Source organism: Pseudomonas mucoides, from assembly GCF_015461845.1.
Lineage (GTDB): Bacteria > Pseudomonadota > Gammaproteobacteria > Pseudomonadales > Pseudomonadaceae > Aquipseudomonas > Aquipseudomonas mucoides.
The window spans coordinates 656,363-676,802 of record NZ_JACOPW010000003.1 but is presented as its reverse complement, the minus strand read 5'-3'; the positions used below and the strand labels follow the sequence as shown (position 1 = coordinate 676,802).

Here is a 20,440-nt window from a genome sequence, read left to right as displayed (position 1 = left end):
AGCCCGTTTTCATCAGTCCTACGCGCGGTATGTATCGAAATTAGCAAGTTTATGTCTTTTGCATATACTCGCTAATTTCGATACATACGCTGTGGTCAGTGCCATTACCCACCAGCACTTGCCAGAAAAACGAACGCTGCGACCACTCCGTTTCGATGAGCCACAAACAGCATCCTGCTTATAGCCGACTCAGCATTCGTCACCCTTAGATCTCTCTTGAAATCGAGGCAAATGACCCTAATATGATCTTATCTTGCCATCATCGTTTTCAATCATGGATGTTTCTCGGGGGTAGGTCGGAATGGCAGAACAAGAAGACGCTAAGCCCGCAAGCGGGCGCTTCAACACAAATGATGAGACGAAGCGGATCGTATGGACACAGACCGCTGGTCATTGTGAACTGTGCGGCACGGATCTGACGTTCGATTATCGTGCCGGCAAGCCAATGAAATGGGGCGAAGTGGCGCATATCCTGCCCGCCAGTCCCAAAGGCCCTCGGGGACGCGCGGATCATGATGCTGAGGCGCACACAAACGATACCGCTAATCTGATGCTTCTGTGCCCAGGTTGTCATGACAAAATTGATCGTGACGCAGATGGGTATCCTGAAAATGATTTGAGTGGTTTACACCAAGCGTACCTGGAACGCATCCGACTCGCCGCAACGACCCCCGATGGTGGCAGAGCCATTCCTCTCATCGTCCAGAGTCAGCATTTTCAGACGATCAACGATATCCCCGTTCGCGATCTGTTGACTGCGATGTCCGCCGAGGGATTAACCGCCTTCGATCAAGGCATCAAAATCGCCTTCGCTGCACCCGGACCACGTGGCAGGGACACTACCTATTGGCAGAACGTCAAAGACAGCGTCCAGTATGAGCTGGAGCAGCAACTCAAGCGTCGCGGCGGCACTTATGGCGATTCGCCCGCGCTAGCAGTAGTCGGCTTGGCCGACATTCCGGCCTTGATGATGTTGGGCCAGAGTATCGGCGACCGTTCCAAACGCTTGATCTTCTCTTTTCACCGCGAGCATCTTTTGCGCTGGCCCGATCAGTCTGCTGAGCCGCCTAGTTTTTTGTTTACGCCTCCACCCAACGGCGATGGCCCACTGGCGTTGGTGCTCTCCATTTCTGCGCAAGTTCCAGTTCGCGACGTGACCGACGCTCTACCCGGTGCACGTATTGCAGAGCTGTCGATCCCAGAACCAAGCTACGCGATGGTACAGAACCGTCGGGTGATTCATGCCTTTCGCGACGCACTTCAAATACGACTGAGCCAGCTTGAGGCTCTGACTCCTGACCCTATCCACGTCTTCGCCGCCATTCCTGCGGCATTGGCCATCGAGTTTGGCGCGTTGCTCACAACACAGCATCAACATACATACCTGATCTTCGATCGGGACAAAGAAAACCAAGATCGGTTTACGCAAACACTGCAATTGGGTCCCGTGGCCCAGGAGGCTATGTAATGCTTTTGAGCAACGAACAGACCAAGCGCAGCAGTTGGGAATATTTTCTGCTTCGCGCCGCGCGGGAAATCTCGCTGTCGGAAGCGCAGTACGAAAAAATCAATGACCGCTACTCCCAACTGGAAAAAATCCTCTCGGCTTCCGACAACCCGCTGCTCGCTGAAGCCCATATTTTCGTTCAAGGCTCGATGCGGCTGAAAACGACCATCAAGCCAATCCCCGGCGCGCCTGCGGATCTTGACACCATTGATGCGGACGCAATTATTTGGCTTCCTCACGCTCAGGGCGCTGGTGCAAAGGAAGTTCTAGAAGCGATTGAGCAGCGTTTTAGGGAAGGCTCCCGCGTTCAAGAAGAAGTTAAGCAATTACGTCGTGGCATCCGGATCGTTTATGCCGACGAAAATCCAGGTTTCCACATCGATGTCACGCCTGCCCGCGCGATCAACGGAAATGGCGAAGCAAACGGCGAAGGTAAGCTGGAGGTTCCGGATCGGGTCACAGGGTGGAAAGCAAGCAGCCCTATCCCTTACTCGAATTGGTTACAGGTTGCTTCTGCCCAGGAAATCTCTCTGGAAAGCTTGGTAGTTGCCAAAAGCCAGCGGATGCTCGATGCCGCGACACAAGATCCATTGCCGCATTATCAGGATTACATCGATCAAGATCCCCTGCGTGCGACCATAAAGCTGCTCAAGCGGCATCGCGATGAATGGGCCATCAACACAAGGAGCTCTGATACTCGCCCCATATCTGCGGTCATCACCACCCTGGCCACTCACGCATACCTGGATGTCGTGAGGGAATCGCAGTCCAAGCCTTTGGCTCCGCTCGATGCAATTTTGGAAATCGTCCGCAGAATGCCGCAGCACATCGCGCATAGAGGTAACGATTGCTTTGTCTGCAACCCTGCCGATAACGGCGAAAACTTTGCAGAGAAGTGGAATCGACCGGGCGAGGGGCAAGGCTATCGCCAAGCATTTGCCAAATGGCATGCGGACGCCAGTGCATCTGTTTCATTGGGTTTGGAAAGTTTTGAATCCAACGATTCCTTTGCCGAGGCAGTGAAAAAGAATTTCGGTATTGCACCGGCATTCATTACGGCAGTGAACAATGAGATCCCTGCGAACTGGACGATGCCCGGCCGACCGGATGGCACTACTCGAAACTCTGCTTCGATGGGTTCGCTCTTCGGAGGGGCCAGCGGTGGCGGAACCTCTCAGTCGAGCGTAAAGCCAGTTGGACGCCTTGGCTGATCCTATTAAGACGCCATTGCAGCGCGGAATCGCCGCACTGCGAAACACCCTAGGTCAGGATGCTGCCGATGCATTGCTCCAGCCCGCACCCACGCGGGCTGACGAAGCGGCGTGCTTTCACTTCCCCTTGCCCACCGATTACACGGGGCAGGAGCGCCGACTGCGTATAGGTTTCCCCTCCAACTTTCCCCGTGGACTCTTGCGGCTGAACGTCGAACCCTCTCCATGGCTGGTTTGGCCGCATGCCACCAAGTCGGGGCTTTGCCTTCATGGCTTTCAGGAGCGCCCCATTATGGGCTCCCCGGAGGTCGTGGTAGAGGACAGCCTTGCTCGCTTGGCCCAGATCGTTTCGTTGTCCAAGATGGGATCAAACCAGGCAACGCGCGATATCGAATTTCAGAATGAGATCACTACCTACTGGTCTTTTCAGCACGGTCAGTCATTCCAGAACCTCTTACTGTTGGATCGCCCTCAGGCCGCCTCGCAGTTGTTTGCTCTCAGCGATCCGCGCCGGGTTATGCCATCCGGTCAGGAAACGGTTTGGTTAGCATCGAACGTAGCTGCACTCAAAGGGCATTACCGACGGGTTGTCGGGCGCTCCGCTGTCATTCGCGCGGCCGAAACTCCCGGTTTTTACGTCAAGCTTCAGACTTATCCGGATATCCGCACCCCGGATCCGGAAGATTTATTGCTGTGGCTCACGCCACACCTTCAACCAGACGATGCCGAGCAATTGCTGGCATGGTTTGAGCTGCATGGAACGTTGGCGAGTCGATGGATTGTTCTGGAGCTTCCAGGAGGGGCAGATGCTCCAACATATTGCCTCAATGTGCGCTCGCTCGGCGTACAGCAGGAGCGGGGGGCAAAGTTTGGCTTGCGTACAGCGCGCCGTCGGCCAGCTATCGCAAATGCACATCCTCCGGCGCTCGTCCGAGCAACTGCCCTGGACGTGCTTGATCGAGCGTCCATTCTGTCCCGCGATATAAGCGGTACTGCACAGCACCTTGAAAATGCTCGAGTCGTTTGTGTTGGCGTTGGCTCGTTAGGCAGTGCGGTGGCAATACAATTGGCACGATCCGGTGTCGGCCACCTTACCCTCATCGATCCTGACACTTTGGTGTCAGCCAATCTGGGGAGGCACGTTCTGGGAGCGGATAGCCTAGGTAGACTGAAAGCCTCCGCGTTGAGGGACAAGATTCTGTTAGATCTTCCGACGACAGAATGCACCGCTTATGCGACTTTTGCCGAAGTGGTGATGAGCAGCAAACCAGAAGTGTTTGATAACGCAGATCTGGTGGTGATCACGACAGCAGACTGGCAGTCGGAGGTCACTGTATGGCGAGCCAAATCAAGCGGCGCTCCTTGGGGGCTTTTACAAGCCTGGAGCGAACCGTATACCCAGGTAGGCCATGCGCTATTCGCACCAGCCGGCACCTTTGATGGCCGTCAGTTGTTCACGGACGTCGGCGATTTTCTGCATAGATTTACAGAGTGGCCGGGAGGCGGTGTTGTTCCACTGCCCGCGTGTGGCGAGAGCTTTATCCCAGGCGGCTCGCTGGGAATGACCAATATCGCCTCTATGGTGTCGCACACGGCCTTACGCGCATTGACCGGCAACATCGCCACTGCATCTTGGGTCAGCAGTATCTACAGGCCTGAAGATGTTCTGAGCCTAGGAGGCCAATACCATGGTCCCAAACTGCCAGAGGGAGCGCAGCAAATCTTACTCGAGCGCGGATGGCCGGAAGATAAGGACGAAACGGTATGACGGATATCGCATGGCGCTGGCGATGGCCGGAGGTGAATTCCGAGCTATTGGTGTCCCAAGCTGTCGCGGACATCTTGGATAGTCATCGGCAGGGCCTTTTTGGCGTGGAGCGAGGGGGACAGTTATTTGTCAACCCGGTTGATCCGAAAGGGTTGCTGCTGGCCTTGGCCACGTTGCCTCATCGCGCCGATCGGTCAGGCTGGTCTTGGCTAGAGTTGGATGCGGAGCGGTGCCGTCAGGAAATCCAGGCTGCCAACGAACAAGGGTTACGTCTGGTGGGCTATTGGCATACGCATCCCCAATCCGTTCCGGTGATCTCTCCGGCAGACATCGGAAGTTTCTCCAAATTTGCTGCACGTTACACGCAGGATCTGCCGCACCCAATAGCCGTTATTGTCGGCAAGTCCGAAAAACCAGAAGGTATCAAGGCGTGGTCGTTCAGGGACGGCAGATATGTTGAGGCAACCTGTATCAGATGAGCTTCGAGTCAGTGCGGTGGAAGGTAGGTCAGCGTTTACCTTTACCCGCTAGCATTAGTGCGAAGAGCTCTGCCTGAAAGCGGGCATCATCCAATGCGTTATGGTTCGGTTCGCTGAGTGGCTTCAGCGCAGCGGTCATTTTGGATGATTTTGTTTCCTGCCAGCTGCAACCTACAGCGCCCATAAAGTAGGCCTTCATGTCGATAGCGGTAAAACCAAAGGGGTTGGTTTCCAGGTATTTGTGGAAGTAGTAATTGACGAATGACCAGTCAAACGGTGCATTGAGTCCTACGAAAATGACCTTTTGCCCCGGTTGGCAGGACGATTTCAGCCATTGATCAAATGTCAGCATCGCCTGTTGCGGAGCGAGGCCCTCGCGCTCCAGCTTCTCCAGACTCAGCCCCGATACTGCCAGTGCTTCCGGGTCGTGTTTTGGACTGTCAGGTCGTAGTTCAAGATAGATGGACGTTACAGGTTGGGCTACAAGACAAGCTCCAATGGAAAGCAGACTGTATTCGCCTGGTATAGGCCCAGAAGTCTCGACGTCGACGGAAACATAAAGCTCATCAGGGTGCATGTCATATCCTTTCGTGTAGTTACCTGATCACGCTCAGGCTCTTAGCCATGTGAAGGTGGAAAGGCAGGTATAGCCATTGCCCCATTTTTTGCTGTTTCACTCGCTATCCGGCGTTCGAGCAGCGGCAGTGCCTGTCTACCAGCGGATTGCGCGTTCCTTTGGTCAGCTCTGGGCCCAAGCATAATGATGTGTGTCATTCTCTGATGGCGGATGAGGGCCGGACGATCATGAGTGAAACTGAGCGCTGGATAGTAAAATGCCAGAAAACTGAGGACGGTACTGGCGACATCATCATTGATCTGCCTCAAGAGTTGCTTGACCAAATGAGGTTAGGTGTTGGGGACGACCTGGAGCTAACGGTAGTGAATGGCACATTAGTCCTGACGCCCGTGTGCAACGCAACATCAGTGCGGCCCATGTTTGCTGGCGTCCTGCGTCAGGATGTCTATCATGCTTACCGCATGCGTCTGGAGACGCTTCTTCATATCTCTGTCAATGCTTCGGATCTGGACATTCACGACATGATAGTAGCTGGCTTCTCGGTCAGCCTGATCAAAATGCTTTGTGATGATGGAACCCTCAGCGACGAAGAACGCGACAGAATCATTCAACCCAAAACGCTCAAAACAAAACTGTCAGCCAATCAGCTTTTAACGTTGCATGAGAGCGATCGCCTGTTCCGGTTTGCACATATTACCGCCATGGCCGAGGTGATCTTCGGTGACAAAGGGAAGGCCAAACAATGGCTTTCCAAACCCAAAGCCCGTTTTTTGGGAGAAAGCCCATCGGCGATGGTCACTACAACCTTTGGCACACATCTAGTCGAAGAAATGCTGATTCAAGTGTCTGAGGGCATGTCATTTTGATTCAGCCGCAGCCAAACGGCTTCTACCGCTCCTTGAGTAACATGGATTTCATGCGCCTATACCGGCGTCGCCTTGCCGAATACGACATGCACGGGCATCCATGAAGCACTAGGTTTCACCCACATCGGCACCTACCGCTAGGTAGGGTTCACGCACGGCAATGGCATAGCTGGGTACTGGCGAAAACCCACTTTATCCGGTGACAGCTAGATAGAAATCATCCCGTTCAGTGGGATGAGGGGAGAAGACGGACCAGCTGTGAAATGGCCCAGTCTTCGGCATCGGAACCTCGTGTGTCGATGGGAGCTAAGCTGATTGATGCTTCTCGTTCGAATCGTTTTTTTGATCGGCCGGAGGTACAGATGAATCTGGCAGATTTTGTCTCAGTGCTTTCTGCGGGTGAGAAAATAGATGGGTGCCAACTCACCACCTCAGATGCTGTGGCCCTCGCCAGTCTGCATTTTCCTTCCCATGCCTATTGTCTTGTTGCTGATTGGGCAATATTGGATCTCGACATTCCAACACGTCAGCGAAAAGCCATTACGGATAGACAGCTAATTCCTGCTCTCGTTTACGCTTTGACCGTTATCCAAGACAGTAAAGGCCGCTTCCCGCCTGGTGATTGGGTCCGAACAACGCTGGGTGTTTCCTTCACCCATGACTGCTTATTTCGAACAAAAAACACAGTTTATGTGCTGATGGGGACTGGTCGAAGGTTGCACACGGATTTAGACATCGCACTGAGCCTGTGCTGAAAAAAGACTATTTCCGCACAGGTGAGTGACCGGTCGCGCTCACATAATATTTCGGCCTGAATGAACGCTCTCGCTGTTGTGTCAATCTATGTTGTTACCAATCGAGCCCCGTATTTGAAGTGCGACCCGTCTGTGTCAGTCTATGTTGCTGTCGTGTGGATCCCGGATCATCCTACAGGCCCCGATTTACGAGAGGGGCTGTGTCAAACTATGTTGTTGGTAACCAACCCTTAAAAATCGCAGCCTACGGTTGCGATTTTTTTTATCTGAATAAAGGACATGCCCCATGGACCGATTCCAGGAAATGCAGGTCTTCGCCGCCGTCGCCAAGGCGCAAGGTTTCTCGGCGGCGGCGCGAATTCTGGGGATGTCGGCGGCGAGCGTCACCCGGGCCGTCGCGGCACTGGAGCAGCGCATTGGCACGCAGTTGATCACCCGTACGACCCGCAGCGTGCATTTGAGCGAGGCGGGGCAGCGTTATCTGGACGACTGTCGCAGGATTCTCGCCGAGGTGCAGGAAGCGGAGGATTCGGCGGCGGGGAGTCATGCACAACCCCGTGGGCAATTGACGATCACCGCGCCGGTATTGTTTGGAGAGTTGTTTGTCACGCCAGTGATGGTTGATTACCTGGCGCAGTACCCTGAAGTCTGCATCAATGCGCTGTTGCTTGATCGCGTGGTGAGCATCACGGAAGAGGGCATCGATGTGGCGGTGCGCATCGGCGATTTGCCCGACAGTAATCAGCATGCGATCCGGGTCGGCGAGGTACGGCGGGTGATTTGTGGTTCGCCAGCGCTGATCGCGGCACATGGCCGGCCCTTGCATCCGCAGGAACTGGTACAGGCGCCGATTATTGCAACATCGGCCACGGGCCAATTACGTAACTGGCCCTTCCTTGAAAATGGCGAACCGCTGTCGGTGCGCACGGAGTCTCGGCTGGTGGTCACCGCCAATCAGGCTGCCATCACGGCCGCCTGCCTGGGGCTGGGGTTTACCCGCGTGTTGTCGTATCAGGTCGCGGGAAAGGTGGCGGCGGGTGAGTTGCAAATCATCCTGTCTGAATTCGAATTGGCGCCGTTGCCGATTCACGTGATTTATCAGGGCGGGCGCAAAGCGCCAGCGCGAGTGCGCAGTTTTGTCGACTTCACGGTGAAGGCCTTGCGCGAGCATCCAGCCTTGAAGAGCGAGGCACTATTGCTCCAGCTGAAATAATGGATTGCATTTGCTGGTTATTCTATTGTTTCGATAGCAGGCGGAAGATGGCAACCCATCGGCGCCGACTCTTTCCAAAGGGCGCCTCCACCCAGCGGAGTCGACCATGCAAGCCATCAAACTTTACAACTTCCCACGCTCTGGCCACGCTCACCGTGTGGAGCTGATGCTGTCCCTGCTGCAATTGCCGACAGAGCTAGTCTTTGTCGATCTGGCCAAGGGGGCGCACAAGCAGCCGGATTACCTGGCGATCAACCCGATGGGTCAGGTGCCTGCCATCGATGACCAAGGCGTCGTGTTGGGCGACTCCAATGCGATCCTGGTGTATCTGGCGCAGAAGTATGGCAACGGTCGCTGGCTACCGACTGATCCTGTCGGCGCTGCCAAGGTTCAGCGCTGGTTATCGATTGCTGCCGGGCCGATTGCCTTTGGTGTGGCCAGAGCCAGGTTGATCACCGTGTTCGGCGCGTCCTACAACGCTGAAGAAGTGATCGCCAATTCCCACGCTTTGCTGAAAATCATCGATCAGGAACTGTCTGCCACGCCATATCTGACGGGGAGCGAGCCGACCATCGCCGACGTCTCGGCCTACAGTTATATCGCCCATGCGCCGGAAGGCAATGTCTCGCTCGACGACTACCCCCACATCCGTGCCTGGCTGGCGCGCATTGAAGCCCTGCCAGGGTTTGTCGGCATGCCACGCACGGTGGCCGGCCTGCAAAAAACTGCCTGATGTTCACGGCCCGATCCGCTCGGGCCGTTCACGATGCGCCATGGGCGCAGGGGAGGAGCCGTTATGGAACATTCACCTTGGCACGCCGGCGAGAAACAGTTGCAGGCTCATGTGGGGGTTGCCGAGCGAATGGAGGCGTTCGGACGTAAGGTGATTCGCAGCCAGATGCCGGATCAGCACCGCACGTTCTATCAGCAACTGCCTTTCATGCTGTACGGCGCCGTTGATGTCGAAGGCAACCCCTGGGCCAGCATTCTTGAAGGGCAACCGGGTTTCGCTCATTCCCCCGATCCATCGCTGTTGCAGTTCGACCACCTGCCGGGCGCCGATGACCCTGCGCAGCTGCAAGACGGTGCTGCCATCGGTTTGCTCGGTATTGAGTTGCACACCCGGCGCCGCAATCGCCTCAATGGCCGAGTCAGCGCCGTTACGGCCAGCGGATTCGGCGTCACGGTGGAGCAATCGTTCGGCAACTGCCCGCAATACATCCAATTGCGCCAGTTTCGTTCGGTGCCCTTGGCGGACCCTTCGAGTCGCGTTGCGCAGCACCTGACTGAACTGGATGATGCGGCCAGGACCATGATCGTCGACGCCGACACATTCTTTGTCGCCAGCTACGTGGACGTCGATGGACAGCGTTCGGTGGATGTTTCTCACCGGGGCGGCCAGGCCGGTTTCGTACAGGTGGAAGGGAATCGCCTGACGATCCCTGACTTCGCCGGCAACCTGCATTTCAATACGCTGGGCAATCTGCTGGTCAATCCTCGCGCCGGTTTGTTGTTCATCGATTTCAATTCTGGTGACCTGCTGCACCTCAGCGGGCGTACCGAAATCATCCTCGACGGCCCGCTAATCGAAGCCTTTCAAGGTGCCGAGCGGCTGTGGACCTTCGAAGTCGAGCACGTGGTGCGCCGGCCTGCAGCGCTGGCTTTGCGCTGGCGCTTTGACGGCGTATCGCCCACCAGTCTGCTGACCGGCACCTGGGCGCAGGCCAATGCACGCCTGCAAGCCAAGGCTTTGGGCGATCATTGGCGGTCGCTGCGGGTGGCGCGAATCGAACAGGAAAGCCACCACATTCGTTCGATCTACCTGGAGCCTGCCGATGGCGCCGGATTGCCGGTGTTCCAGGCCGGGCAGCATTTACCTTTGCGGTTCAACATTGACGGTGACGTGCATATCCGCACGTACAGCCTGTCGAGTGCGCCGTCCGATGACTTTTTCCGTATCAGTGTGAAGCGTGACGGATTGGTGTCATCGCACCTGCATGAGCGGATTCGTGTCGGTGACGTGCTGGAAGCCCGTGCGCCTCAAGGGCATTTCACCGTGGCACCGCATGAGCGGCGCCCGCTGGTATTGCTGGCCGCTGGCGTGGGCATTACGCCGCTGCTGTCGATGGTGCGTGAGGTGGTTTATCAAGGCCTGCGCACGCGGAGCATCCGCCCGACCTGGTTCATCCAGAGCTCGCGAACCCTGGCCGATCAACCATTCCGCCCTGAACTGAACCGCTTGCTCGACGGGCTCGGCGACGCGGTGCGAGTCCTGCGTTTGCTCAGTCAGCCGGAGCCCGAGGCGCGCGAAGGGGAAGATTTCGACCTGACCGGTCGAATCGACGCCGACCTGCTCAAGAACGTGCTTGAGGTGGAAGACTACGATCAGCTGGATTTTGTCCTCTGCGGCCCAGGAGCGTTCACCCAGGCGATGTACGACAGCTTGCGTGACATGGACATCCGCGATTCAAGGATTCACGCCGAGACCTTTGGGCCGTCGACGTTGCGCCGGGTAGCCGATCCGGATGCAGTGATCATCGAGCAACCACCGGCCGCCACGACGTCAGTACCGGTGGTGTTCGAGCGCTCGGCCAAAGAGGCGCGCTGGAAACCCGATAGCGGCAGTTTGCTGGAGTTGGCTGAAAGCCGTGGTTTGCGCCCGGAATTCAGCTGCCGTGGCGGTTCCTGCGGGACCTGCAAGACGCGCCTGATCAGCGGCGAAGTGACTTATCCACAAGTGCCGGCAGAAGTGCCCGGCGCTGGAGAGGTACTGATTTGCTGTGCGGTGCCGGCGCAGGGTTCGAAGCCGCTGGTGCTGGATCTGTAACCCCAGGTCCTGCGGCTCAACCCCTGTGGGCGCCGGGCTTGCCCGCGATGACGGTTTAACATTCAACATTCATGTTGACTGACACGCCGCCATCGCGGGCAAGCCCGGCTCCTGCAGGAAAGCAGTCAGGCGTAAGACAGGGATTTTTCCTCAAGCAGCTCTTCGTACAATTCGGTCCATTTGCGACCCATGTCGTCGGCTGTGAATAACTGCCGATACCGGGCCTCAGCCTTCACGCCCATTTCTGCCGCACGTGTCGGGTTTTCCCACAGCGTGCGCATCGCTTCACGGAAGGCCTGTGGATGACTTGGAGGCACCACCAGCCCGGTTTCATTGTGGATGTTGATGTAACTGGTGCCGGTGCCGATCTCGCTGGAAATCATCGGCTTGCCATACATCGCACCTTCCAGCAGCGAAATGCCGAACGCTTCAGAGCGCAAATGCGACGGGAACACCACGGCATAGCTCAGTTGCAGCAAGGCCACTTTATCCTCATCACCCAAACGTCCCAAAAAGTGCAGGTTCTGCAAACCCAGTTTTTTGGCCTGAGCATGCAGTTCAGCTTCCAGGGGGCCGGCGCCGACGATCACCACCGGATAATTCAGCCCCTGCATCGCTTCGAGAAGAATGTGCAGTCCTTTGTAGTAACGCATAACGCCGACGAACAAGAAGAACTTGTCGCCCAACTGTCGACGCCAGCGGTCAGTGCGCTCCATTTCAGGCTGTGGATAACCTGCCTTGTCCAACCCATAGGTGATTACCCGGGTTTTTTCGCGGTAATCCTGAAGAATTTCACTGGTATGAAAGTAGTTGGGTGAAGCGGCGACGATTCGATCGGCGCTGTCCAGAAACCGGCGCATCAAGGGTCGATACAGTTTGAGTAAATGACGCTGGCGAATGATGTCCGAGTGGTAACTCACTACGCAGGGCTTTTTGGTTGCGCTACAAAAATGCACCAGATCCATGAATGGCCATGGGAAGTGGTAGTTGACCACGTCGGCCTCTGCCGCCAGCTCACGAAATTGCTTGAACACACTGTAGGAGAAGCCGGTGGACGCCAGTTGAAAGTCCATTCTGGCCTGATGGACCTGATGTTCACGGATCTGGATCACGCCAGGTGCCGGGTTGTTACTCAAGGTCAGGACAGTGCTGTCGACCCCATGTCGCGCGCCGCTTTCGCACAACTGAAAAATGACCTGTTCGATACCGCCCATGGAGTCGGGCAAGTAGGTTTTGTAAAAGTGCAGTACACGCATATCAGTCTCCCATAACCTGACGGTAGGCTCGGGCCGTGACCTTCGCGCAACGCTTCCAGGAAAAAAGCTTCGCTTGTTGCAAACCGGCGTCGCGGCATGCCTGCCAGTGAATGGGGTCGTCGATCAACCGGTTCATGGCATCGCGTAAATGGTCTGGATTATCCGGCTCGATGTAGTTGCCAGCGGTTGCAGCGACCTCCGGCATGGCCGAATGGCGCGTCAGAATGACCGGCGTTGCGCTCGCCATGGCTTCAAGAACGGGCAGCCCGAACCCTTCGTACAGCGAAGGAAAGATCAATGCCCGGGCACCGGCCAACAGTTGCGCCAGATCTTCATCCGGAAGATACCCGAGCAGGCATACGTCGCCTGTGGCCAGGGCTGTGCGCAATTCTTCACTGAACTGCTCGTGTTGCCAGCCGGCCATACCGACGATCAGCAGCGGAAAACGCTGACGCACCGCCTCCGGCAACAAAGCGTGGGCGCGCAGGGCGAGGGTCAGGTTCTTGCGCGGTTCCAGGGTGCCGACGCAGAGGAAATATTCCCGCGCGACGACGCCATGGGCCTTGAGAACGGCGTCGATGGCCTCGGGAGTCCGAGGGTGGAAACGCGCCGCTGCACCCAGTGGTGCGACGACAAACCGCTCGGCTGGCAGCCCGAAATGCGCTTGGGCTTCGTCGGCAATAAACTGCGAGTCGGTAAGAATCAGGCTCGCCTGGCGTACGCCGTCGGCCAGCCGCCGTTCGATTTCCCGCAAACGCGCGGGCGGCTGTGTGTCGGGGTAGTGCAGGTGAGTCAGGTCATGCAGAGTGATGATCGTCGGGCCGTCGAACGACAGCGGCCACAAACTTGGTTCGTGGTAGAGGTCGATGGATTGCGCGCGACCTTGATCGAAGCGTTTCTGCTCCAGCCAGCGCCGGGCCTGATAGGCCCCTGGAATCTGGCGCAGCAGCGGCGTCAGTCGCGAATAACCGGGCATGGCCGCTTCCGGCAGAGCCGAGCTCCAACCCCAGCCATGAAACAGCGCCAGTTCGATATCCGGCTCATCGGCTAACGCGTTCGCCAGTTCGGCGACGTAGTGGCCAATGCCGGTACGCGGAGCCTGGAGGATCCGGGCATTAAGGGCAATTCGCATGTTGCCTCTCTGTCATGACCGGCGCTTCTACAAGATTGTGCAGGGTTCGTTCGGCCAACTGGGCACTCGCTTCACGCCAGCCGATCCAGCGCCAGTGCGCGACGTCGCGGGTGGCCGGGAATTGACCGCTGCGCTCGAAATCCACGACCAGGTCGCACAGGCTGTGTGGCTCGGCCAGATCGAAGTACGCCATGAACTCGCCACCGATTTCGCGAAAGACCGGAATATCGCTGCCCATGGCCGGCAGTCCGCGCTGCATGGCTTCCACCAGTGGCAGGCCGAAGCCTTCGACATACGATGGAAACACCAGTGAGCTGGCGTGGCTGTAGGCGTGTTCGAGGCTGGTGTCACTCAGGTCGTTGAACATGAACAGACGCTGGTTCAGTTGCGGGTGATTGCGTACCCGCGCGAGCAGGGCGTCGCACTTCCAGCCGATTCGACCGGCAATGCACAACCGGGCCTTGGAGCCCGCCGCCCAAGCCAATTCGAAAGCGTCCAGCAGGTAATCATGGTTCTTGCGCGGCTCGATAGTACTGACCATCAAGAACACCGGTTCCGGTGTTTCAAATAGCCGGGCAAGGCGCGGTTCCACAGCCGCGGTTGCTTCGCTGAGGTCGAGTTCGGAACCAAGGTGGAAATAGTCGAACCACAGCTCATTGGCCTTGGCAGGACCGAGACGGCGCTGTAATTCCTCACGCACCTGGTCACACACCGTGGCAGAAATTGCCATGTAGCCATCGGCCGTTCGGGTGATCCAATCGAACCATTCGTTGAAAACCTGGACTAGCCGGGTGTCGTAGAACTGCGGGTGAGTCAGGGGAATCAGATCGTAGACCACCGAAATGATGCCCACGCCTTCACGTTTCAGCTGTTCGGCAAACGGGAAAAAGTCGGTATGCCAGGACGAGTCCAGCAACACCAGTTGATCCCCTGGCTGGTGCAGCAACGGCGTGCAGCGTTTGGGCAGTTGATACTGGTTGATGCCTTCGATCACCCGCAGTGGAATGCTGAAGCAGGTGATCGCCGTCAAACGGTAGGCCACGTGCAGCAAGCGTTTGATCACTCGCGAGTGGCTGCGGTTATGCAGGCGTTGGTGCAGTTGCCAGATACGGTGAGCCAGGCGTTCCAGGCGTCCACCGAAGGTCATCAAGTGATCGAAAATCGGGATGTTCAGCGCGCCGAGCATCAGTACTCGATAGAGCTTGCCTTTGAGCATCACTACCGGGATGCAGTCGACACCATCCACCGATTCCGGCAATTGATTGACGACGTTGCGCACCACTCGCTGGATGCCCGAGTTGACCTTGGGGTGCTGGAAAACGTGGGTGCATTCCACCAGAAGGCGCGTCATGGTGTGTTTTCCGGCATCAGCGTTTCAACGGAGCGGGTGATGGTGGTTTTCGCCCCCAGCCACGAGCAGCCCACGAAGTCTTCGTGGCGGTTATTGATCACGTGGAACACCAGACCGTAGTCCCGCCATTCGAAATTGCGGTCCAGGTGCGAATCCAGACGGGACAGACTCAGGGCCACCGAATAGTTACCCTTGCCCAGTCCCATGATGAAAGCAAAGCGGTAGGTCACGCGCTCCCCGGCCTTCAGATCATTCAGCGCCTGGTCCTGGCGATGGGTGTTGATGCCGTACATAGCCTGGCCCAGGCGATCCTTGATCATAAAGCCCAGCACCAGCCGCTCGATGTCCTGGCGGATTTCGACGTCCACCTCCAGCACCACCGGCTGACCGACTTCCGCCGCATCGATGGACCGTTCGTGCTCGTCCAGCAAGCGCACCCGCAAAATCCCGGCTTCACCGGTGCCTGAAATAGTGCTGACCTGGCCGCCTGAGAGCATTTCCTGACGCACCGTCTGGCCTTCACGCTCGGCGAGTAGCGCGTTGTAGTAATCCATGACGGCTTCGGGTGTGCTGTGCATGGCCATCCGTCCCTTTTCCAGGAGGATCGCCGAGTCGCAGATCGACTGAATTGCCGAGCGGTCGTGGGACACGATCAACAGCGTGGTACCGGCTTTGCGGAAGCTGCGGATGCGGTCGAAACTTTTGTGCTGGAAGTAGGCGTCGCCCACTGACAGTGCTTCGTCGACGATCAAAATGTCCGGTCGCCGCGCGGTGGCCACGCTGAATGCCAGGCGCATCTGCATGCCGCTGGAATAGGTACGCACGGGATGATCGATGGCGTCGCCGATTTCCGCGAAGCGTTCGATCTCGGGCATCAATGCTTCGATTTCTTCGACTTGCATGCCCAGCAGTTGGCCGGCCATGACCGCGTTCTGCCGGCCGGTGAAGTCCGCATGAAAACCCATGCCCAGTTCCAGCAGGGCGGCAACGCGGCCTTCGAGCTGGATGCTGCCGCAGGTGGGTTGGGTGGTGCCGGTGATCATTTTCAGCAGGGTGCTTTTGCCCGCGCCGTTGACTCCGACGATGCCCACGGACTCGCCGGGCGCAATTTCGAAGGCCACGTCTTGCAGCACCCAGTGCTGGCGATGACGGATCGGCGAAAACGGGATCAGCCATTCAGCCAGTCGGCTCCAGCGATTGGGGTATTGCTTGTAGGCCTTGCCCAGGCCGGTGACGCGTATGTGCCCCATCAGAGTTCATCCACCATTTCACCGACCCGCTGACGGAACAACCGCAGCCCGATCACGCAGAACACCGTGCCGCTCACGAATATTGGCAGCAGAGAACTCCAGACCGGCCATTGGCCGTAAAGGAACACATTCTGATAGCTGGTAATCAGATTGGTCAGGGGATTGAGTTGCAGCAGGCGTTGTACCCATTCCGGCAGGATGCTCATCGGATACACGATCGGCGTCAGCCAGAACCAGAATTGCAGGCAGATGGCGAAAAATTGTCCGACATCGCGAAAGAACACATTCAATACACCCAGAATCATCCCCAACCCGGCACAAAACATAACCTGCAAGGCCAAAAGCGGAATAAGCGCCAGCAGCGCCATGCCGGGCAGTCGCCCGCTAATCAGCAGAAAGCCGATGAACAAGCCGATGATGATCGCGAAGTTGATGCCGGCGTTGAACAACACGATCACTGGCAGGCAGATCCGCGGGAAGCTGATTTTCTTCAGCAGGTTGGCGTTGTCGAGAAACATGTTCTGACTGCGCACGGTGATTTCTGCGAACAACCCCCACGTCAGGAGGCCGGCGCAGAGGTAAACGCTGTAGGCCAAACCGTCATCCACCCCTGGCAAACGGGCGCGCATGATGTGGGAGAAGATCACTGTGTAGACGATGATCATCGACAGCGGGTTAAGCACGGTCCACAGGGCACCGAACAACGAATTTCGGTAACGCGCCTGGAATTCTCGCTTGACGCTACCGAGGATGAATCCCCGATAGCCCCACAGCGAGCGGTACAAAGAAAGCAGCATTCAAACCGTCCTGCCGTATTGGTCTTCGAAGCGGACGATATCGTCCTCTCCCAGGTATTCGCCGCTTTGCACTTCGATGATCACCAGGTCAATCACGCCGGGATTTTCCAGGCGATGCCTGTGGCCGGCGGCAATGAACGTTGATTCGTTCTTCGCGACCAGATGAGTACCGGTGCCGTTGTTGGTGACCTTGGCCATGCCTTCGACCACCACCCAATGTTCATTGCGATGGTGGTGCATCTGCAGCGACAACTTACCACCGGGCTTGACCACGATGCGTTTGATTTTGAAGCGAGGGCCTTCTTCGAGCACGGTGTAGGTGCCCCACGGCCGGCTGACCGTACGGTGCAGGCGATAGGCTTCGTGCTTCTTGTCCTTGAGCTGCTTGACCACCCGACGCACGTCCTGCGCGCGATCGGCGTGGGCGACCAACACGGCGTCGGCGGTGTCGATGATGATCAGGTTATCCACACCTACGGCCGCTACCAACCGTTCTTCGCTCTGGACAAAGTTGTTGTGGCTGTCGATGAACACGGCATCGCCGCTGGCACGGTTGTTTTGTGCATCGGCAGGCACGAGTGCGGCCACTGCGCCCCAGGAGCCGATATCACTCCAGTCGAATCGGGCGGGCACCACGACCACTTTGTCGGAGTGTTCCATCAGCGCGTAGTCGATGGAGATGTCGGTGATCTCGGCGAACAACGCCGGGGACAATTCCTGTTGCAGGCAACCGACGGTTTCCACCGGGCTACTGGCCGCCATGCAGGTTTTCGTCTGCTCGAGCAACTCGGGGGCGTGGATCTGCAATTCGGCCAGCACGGTGGCGATCGAGAAGCAGAACATCCCGGAGTTCCACAGGAAATGGCCGCTCTCCAGGTAATGTGTCGCGGTTTGCAAATCAGGTTTTTCGACGAAGCGCTGCACTTTGGCCGCGCCTTTTCCGTCCAGCGCAGCGCCGGTTTCGATGTAGCCGAAACCGGTATCCGGCGCGGTCGGCACCACGCCGAAGGTCACCAGGAAACCCTCCCTGGCCAGTGCCACGGCGTGTTCCACGGCGGTCTTCAAAGCATCTTCGTTGAGGATCAAATGGTCGGCGGGCATCACCACCATGATCGCTTCATCGCCGTGCAGGGCTTGCAGTGACAGGGCGGCGGCGGCGATGGCCGGGGCCGTGTTGCGGCCCGTCGGCTCCAGCATGAAGTGCCCGCGATGACGGCTGAGCTGCGCCTCCTGATAGTGATCCTTGCTCTGGAAGTAGTAGTCGCGGTTGGTCACCGTGACGATATCGCCCCAGCCATCGAGCAGGCCGGCGGCCCGCCGATAGGTTTTGCCCAGCAGCGACTGACCGTCGGGCAAGGTCATGAACGGCTTGGGATGGCCCTCGCGGGACACCGGCCACAAGCGCGTACCGGCACCGCCGGAGAGAATCACGGGAATCAGCATGGCCTACTCCTTGGCGACGCGTTTCATGTCCGCATCCATCATCATGCGGATCAAGGTATCCAGATCGGTCTTCGGCTTCCAGCCCAGTACGCGCTGGGCTTTGGCCGGGTTGCCCAGCAGCACTTCCACTTCGGCCGGGCGGAAAAACGCCGGGTCGATTTTCACGAAGTCGCGGTAGTTCAGGTCGACGTGTTCGAAGGCGATCCGGCACATTTCGCGCACGGTGGTGGTGATGCCGGTGGCGACCACAAAGTCATCAGGCTTGTCTTGTTGCAGCATCAGCCACATGGCTTCGACGTAGTCGCCGGCAAATCCCCAGTCGCGTTTGGCGTCGATGTTGCCCAGGCGCAGTTCCTGCTGTTTGCCCTGCTTGATGCGGGCAGCGGCGTCGGTCACTTTGCGGGTCACGAACTCGATGCCGCGCAGGGGCGATTCGTGGTTGAACAGGATCCCGCTGCTGGCGTGCAGATTGAAACTTTCGCGGTAGTTCACGGTGATCCAGTGGCCATACAGTTTGGCCACGCCGTACGGGCTACGCGGATAGAACGGAGTGTTTTCGTCTTGCTGCTCGGCCTGGATCAGGCCAAACATTTCGCTGGTGGACGCTTGATAAAAACGCGTGTGCGGACTGAATTGGCGAATGGCTTCGAGCAGGTGAGTCACGCCCAGGCCGTCGACGATACCGGTGGTGACGGGTTGGTCCCAGGAGGCGGCGACAAAGCTTTGCGCCGCCAGGTTATAGACCTCGTCCGGGGCTGACTTGATGACCGCGCGCTGCACCGAGCAGGCATCGGCCATGTCGCCGTCCAGGTAAACGATGTCGCCCTCGACGCCCATTTCACGCAAGCGCCAGCGTGAATCGCTGCTGCGCCGCGCCACCAGGCCGTGGACTTTATACCCCTTGTCGAGCAGCAGTTTGGCCAGATAAGCGCCGTCTTGGCCGGTGATCCCTGTGATCAGTGCACTTTTAGTCATTCTTGTCGTACTCGCTTCTCCCAGTCGGACAGGATCGCCCGCAGGGATTGTTGTGTTGTGATTTCAGGCGTCCATCCTGTGGTCTGGGCAAGCTTGGCATGGCTGCCACAAACGCGACGCTGATCTGCGCGACGAAGGCGCGCGGGGTCTTGAATCAATTGCATGTCGACCTGGGCGAGGTCCCCCAGTTGTTCGATCAAACTGCGAATGCTCTGCTCGTGTCCCGAGCAGATGTTGTAGACCTGTCCCGGCACGCCCTTTTCCAGCAGCGCCAGGTAGGCCGAAATCACGTCGTCAACGTCGAGAAAATCGCGCGTGACGTCGATGTCACCGACTTCCAGTTGCGGCGCTTGCAAGCCTTGTTTGATTCGGCTGATCTGCCGGGCTGCGCTGGCGATGGCGAAGCTTTCATTCTGGCCGGTGCCAATGTGGTTGAACGGACGGGCAACCATGACCGGCCAGCCTTCGCTCAGGCCCCATTGCAGGCTAAGGAATTCCGCCGACAGTTTGCTCACGGCATAGGGATTGCGCGGGCAGGGTGGCTGTTGTTCGGTAATGGGCAGGTCGGTTTCGATGACCTGGCCGTAGACGTCGCCAGAACTGATGTACAGAAACGTCCCGGTGAAACCGCGGGCCTTCAGGGCTTGCAGCAGGTTCAGGGTGCCGAGCAGGTTGATGTTGAGCGTGCGCGCCGGATCGCGGAAGGCTTCGGGGACGAAGGTCTGGCCGGCCAGGTGAATGACTGCATCGGGCATCTCGGGCCACAGGCCTTCGAGGCTGCCGGGCTCGGCGAGATCGTAACGGGAAGCGGCAGGCAGAAGTGTCCATGCCGAGGCATCAGCGTTCAGGCGAGATTGGATGTGTTGTCCGACGAATCCACTCAGACCCGTCACGAACAGACGCTTTTTCAAACAGCAGCCCCTTGGTCATTCATTTCGTCCGTTTCCCCACAGGCTTTATGGAGATGTCTGACAGACCGGGTGGATGGGTTGGTCGAAAGACAGGAGAAATGCATTGTTGTAGTTGTTTGGTA

18 protein-coding genes are annotated in these 20,440 nt (G+C 57.6%); 9 read left to right on the top strand and 9 right to left on the bottom strand.

Annotated features, from left to right (window positions below; translation table 11 throughout):
- Positions 1-301: 301 nt before the first annotated feature.
- From H8F22_RS17940 to H8F22_RS17925, 4 genes are read left to right on the top strand one after another with little or no spacing between them, the layout of a single operon-like run.
- Positions 302-1,468 (top strand): SAVED domain-containing protein, encoded by a 1,167-nt coding sequence (locus tag H8F22_RS17940; protein ID WP_019821280.1) that lies wholly within the window; start codon positions 302-304, stop codon positions 1,466-1,468.
- Positions 1,468-2,718 (top strand): nucleotidyltransferase domain-containing protein, encoded by a 1,251-nt coding sequence (locus H8F22_RS17935; RefSeq protein WP_017341629.1) that lies wholly within the window; start codon positions 1,468-1,470, stop codon positions 2,716-2,718. Before H8F22_RS17940 ends, H8F22_RS17935 begins: the two co-directional genes overlap by 1 nt.
- Positions 2,702-4,486 (top strand): HesA/MoeB/ThiF family protein, encoded by a 1,785-nt coding sequence (locus H8F22_RS17930; RefSeq protein WP_031319187.1) that lies wholly within the window; start codon positions 2,702-2,704, stop codon positions 4,484-4,486. The genes H8F22_RS17935 and H8F22_RS17930 overlap by 17 nt, the downstream gene beginning before the upstream one ends.
- Positions 4,483-4,965, top strand: coding sequence for a Mov34/MPN/PAD-1 family protein (locus tag H8F22_RS17925; protein ID WP_017341627.1), 483 nt, complete (start codon positions 4,483-4,485; stop codon positions 4,963-4,965). The genes H8F22_RS17930 and H8F22_RS17925 overlap by 4 nt, the downstream gene beginning before the upstream one ends.
- A gap of 28 nt (positions 4,966-4,993) precedes the next feature.
- Here the strand turns inward: H8F22_RS17925 and H8F22_RS17920 are convergent, their stop codons facing one another.
- On the bottom strand, positions 4,994-5,542 hold the full coding sequence (locus H8F22_RS17920; RefSeq protein WP_017341626.1) for a 3'-5' exonuclease: 549 nt from the start codon (positions 5,540-5,542) through the stop codon (positions 4,994-4,996).
- Positions 5,543-5,769: 227 nt separating this feature from the next.
- Between H8F22_RS17920 and H8F22_RS17915 the strand changes: the two genes are divergently transcribed.
- From H8F22_RS17915 to H8F22_RS17895, 5 genes are all read left to right on the top strand, one after another.
- Entirely contained in the window at positions 5,770-6,408 is a 639-nt protein-coding gene (locus H8F22_RS17915) for an antitoxin Xre/MbcA/ParS toxin-binding domain-containing protein (RefSeq protein WP_228758830.1), read from the top strand.
- Positions 6,409-6,770: 362 nt separating this feature from the next.
- Positions 6,771-7,163 (top strand): DUF6957 family protein, encoded by a 393-nt coding sequence (locus H8F22_RS17910; RefSeq protein ID WP_074059250.1) that lies wholly within the window; start codon positions 6,771-6,773, stop codon positions 7,161-7,163.
- 286 nt (positions 7,164-7,449) lie between these two features.
- Positions 7,450-8,376, top strand: a complete 927-nt coding sequence (locus H8F22_RS17905; RefSeq protein ID WP_194940515.1) for a LysR family transcriptional regulator — start codon at positions 7,450-7,452, stop codon at positions 8,374-8,376.
- Positions 8,377-8,482: 106 nt separating this feature from the next.
- Positions 8,483-9,109, top strand: coding sequence for a glutathione S-transferase family protein (locus tag H8F22_RS17900; RefSeq protein ID WP_027926220.1), 627 nt, complete (start codon positions 8,483-8,485; stop codon positions 9,107-9,109).
- Positions 9,110-9,172: 63 nt separating this feature from the next.
- Positions 9,173-11,203: a 2Fe-2S iron-sulfur cluster-binding protein gene (locus tag H8F22_RS17895; RefSeq protein WP_027926221.1), complete on the top strand. Its 2,031-nt coding sequence runs from the start codon at positions 9,173-9,175 to the stop codon at positions 11,201-11,203.
- Between the two features lie 125 nt (positions 11,204-11,328).
- Here H8F22_RS17895 and H8F22_RS17890 read toward each other — a convergent pair whose 3' ends face one another.
- The 8 genes from H8F22_RS17890 to H8F22_RS17855 are packed head-to-tail and all read right to left on the bottom strand — an operon-like array spanning position 11,329 to position 20,318.
- Complete coding sequence (locus H8F22_RS17890; RefSeq protein ID WP_027926222.1) at positions 11,329-12,459, bottom strand: glycosyltransferase family 4 protein; 1,131 nt, start codon at positions 12,457-12,459, stop codon at positions 11,329-11,331.
- A gap of 1 nt (position 12,460) precedes the next feature.
- Entirely contained in the window at positions 12,461-13,591 is a 1,131-nt protein-coding gene (locus H8F22_RS17885; RefSeq protein WP_027926223.1) for a glycosyltransferase family 4 protein, read from the bottom strand.
- On the bottom strand, positions 13,575-14,942 hold the full coding sequence (locus H8F22_RS17880) for a glycosyltransferase family 4 protein (protein WP_194940514.1): 1,368 nt from the start codon (positions 14,940-14,942) through the stop codon (positions 13,575-13,577). The genes H8F22_RS17885 and H8F22_RS17880 overlap by 17 nt, the downstream gene beginning before the upstream one ends.
- On the bottom strand, positions 14,939-16,192 hold the full coding sequence (locus H8F22_RS17875) for an ABC transporter ATP-binding protein (RefSeq protein ID WP_027926225.1): 1,254 nt from the start codon (positions 16,190-16,192) through the stop codon (positions 14,939-14,941). Before H8F22_RS17875 ends, H8F22_RS17880 begins: the two co-directional genes overlap by 4 nt.
- Positions 16,192-16,989: an ABC transporter permease gene (locus tag H8F22_RS17870; RefSeq protein ID WP_027926226.1), complete on the bottom strand. Its 798-nt coding sequence runs from the start codon at positions 16,987-16,989 to the stop codon at positions 16,192-16,194. Before H8F22_RS17870 ends, H8F22_RS17875 begins: the two co-directional genes overlap by 1 nt.
- Positions 16,990-18,432 carry a mannose-1-phosphate guanylyltransferase/mannose-6-phosphate isomerase gene (locus H8F22_RS17865; protein ID WP_027926227.1) on the bottom strand — a complete coding sequence of 481 codons (1,443 nt, stop codon included), beginning with the start codon at positions 18,430-18,432 and terminating at the stop codon, positions 16,990-16,992.
- 3 nt (positions 18,433-18,435) lie between these two features.
- Complete coding sequence (gene gmd / locus H8F22_RS17860) at positions 18,436-19,407, bottom strand: GDP-mannose 4,6-dehydratase (protein WP_027926228.1); 972 nt, start codon at positions 19,405-19,407, stop codon at positions 18,436-18,438.
- Entirely contained in the window at positions 19,404-20,318 is a 915-nt protein-coding gene (locus H8F22_RS17855) for a GDP-mannose 4,6-dehydratase (RefSeq protein ID WP_027926229.1), read from the bottom strand. The genes gmd and H8F22_RS17855 overlap by 4 nt, the downstream gene beginning before the upstream one ends.
- Positions 20,319-20,440: the final 122 nt, after the last annotated feature.

Bases quoted from the DNA above. Each gene is read 5' to 3' on its own strand.
- H8F22_RS17915 (WP_228758830.1), top strand. From the start codon at position 5,770: ATGAGTGAAACTGAGCGCTGGATAGTAAAATGCCAGAAAACTGAGGAC.
- H8F22_RS17940 (WP_019821280.1), top strand. From the start codon at position 302: ATGGCAGAACAAGAAGACGCTAAGCCCGCAAGCGGGCGCTTCAACACA.
- H8F22_RS17885 (WP_027926223.1), bottom strand. From the start codon at position 13,591: ATGCGAATTGCCCTTAATGCCCGGATCCTCCAGGCTCCGCGTACCGGC.
- H8F22_RS17890 (WP_027926222.1), bottom strand. From the start codon at position 12,459: ATGCGTGTACTGCACTTTTACAAAACCTACTTGCCCGACTCCATGGGC.
- H8F22_RS17865 (WP_027926227.1), bottom strand. From the start codon at position 18,432: ATGCTGATTCCCGTGATTCTCTCCGGCGGTGCCGGTACGCGCTTGTGG.
- H8F22_RS17905 (WP_194940515.1), top strand. From the start codon at position 7,450: ATGGACCGATTCCAGGAAATGCAGGTCTTCGCCGCCGTCGCCAAGGCG.
- H8F22_RS17910 (WP_074059250.1), top strand. From the start codon at position 6,771: ATGAATCTGGCAGATTTTGTCTCAGTGCTTTCTGCGGGTGAGAAAATA.
- H8F22_RS17925 (WP_017341627.1), top strand. From the start codon at position 4,483: ATGACGGATATCGCATGGCGCTGGCGATGGCCGGAGGTGAATTCCGAG.
- H8F22_RS17935 (WP_017341629.1), top strand. From the start codon at position 1,468: ATGCTTTTGAGCAACGAACAGACCAAGCGCAGCAGTTGGGAATATTTT.
- H8F22_RS17920 (WP_017341626.1), bottom strand. From the start codon at position 5,542: ATGCACCCTGATGAGCTTTATGTTTCCGTCGACGTCGAGACTTCTGGG.
- H8F22_RS17895 (WP_027926221.1), top strand. From the start codon at position 9,173: ATGGAACATTCACCTTGGCACGCCGGCGAGAAACAGTTGCAGGCTCAT.
- H8F22_RS17880 (WP_194940514.1), bottom strand. From the start codon at position 14,942: ATGACGCGCCTTCTGGTGGAATGCACCCACGTTTTCCAGCACCCCAAG.
- H8F22_RS17900 (WP_027926220.1), top strand. From the start codon at position 8,483: ATGCAAGCCATCAAACTTTACAACTTCCCACGCTCTGGCCACGCTCAC.
- H8F22_RS17875 (WP_027926225.1), bottom strand. From the start codon at position 16,192: ATGGGGCACATACGCGTCACCGGCCTGGGCAAGGCCTACAAGCAATAC.
- H8F22_RS17870 (WP_027926226.1), bottom strand. From the start codon at position 16,989: ATGCTGCTTTCTTTGTACCGCTCGCTGTGGGGCTATCGGGGATTCATC.
- gmd (WP_027926228.1), bottom strand. From the start codon at position 19,407: ATGACTAAAAGTGCACTGATCACAGGGATCACCGGCCAAGACGGCGCT.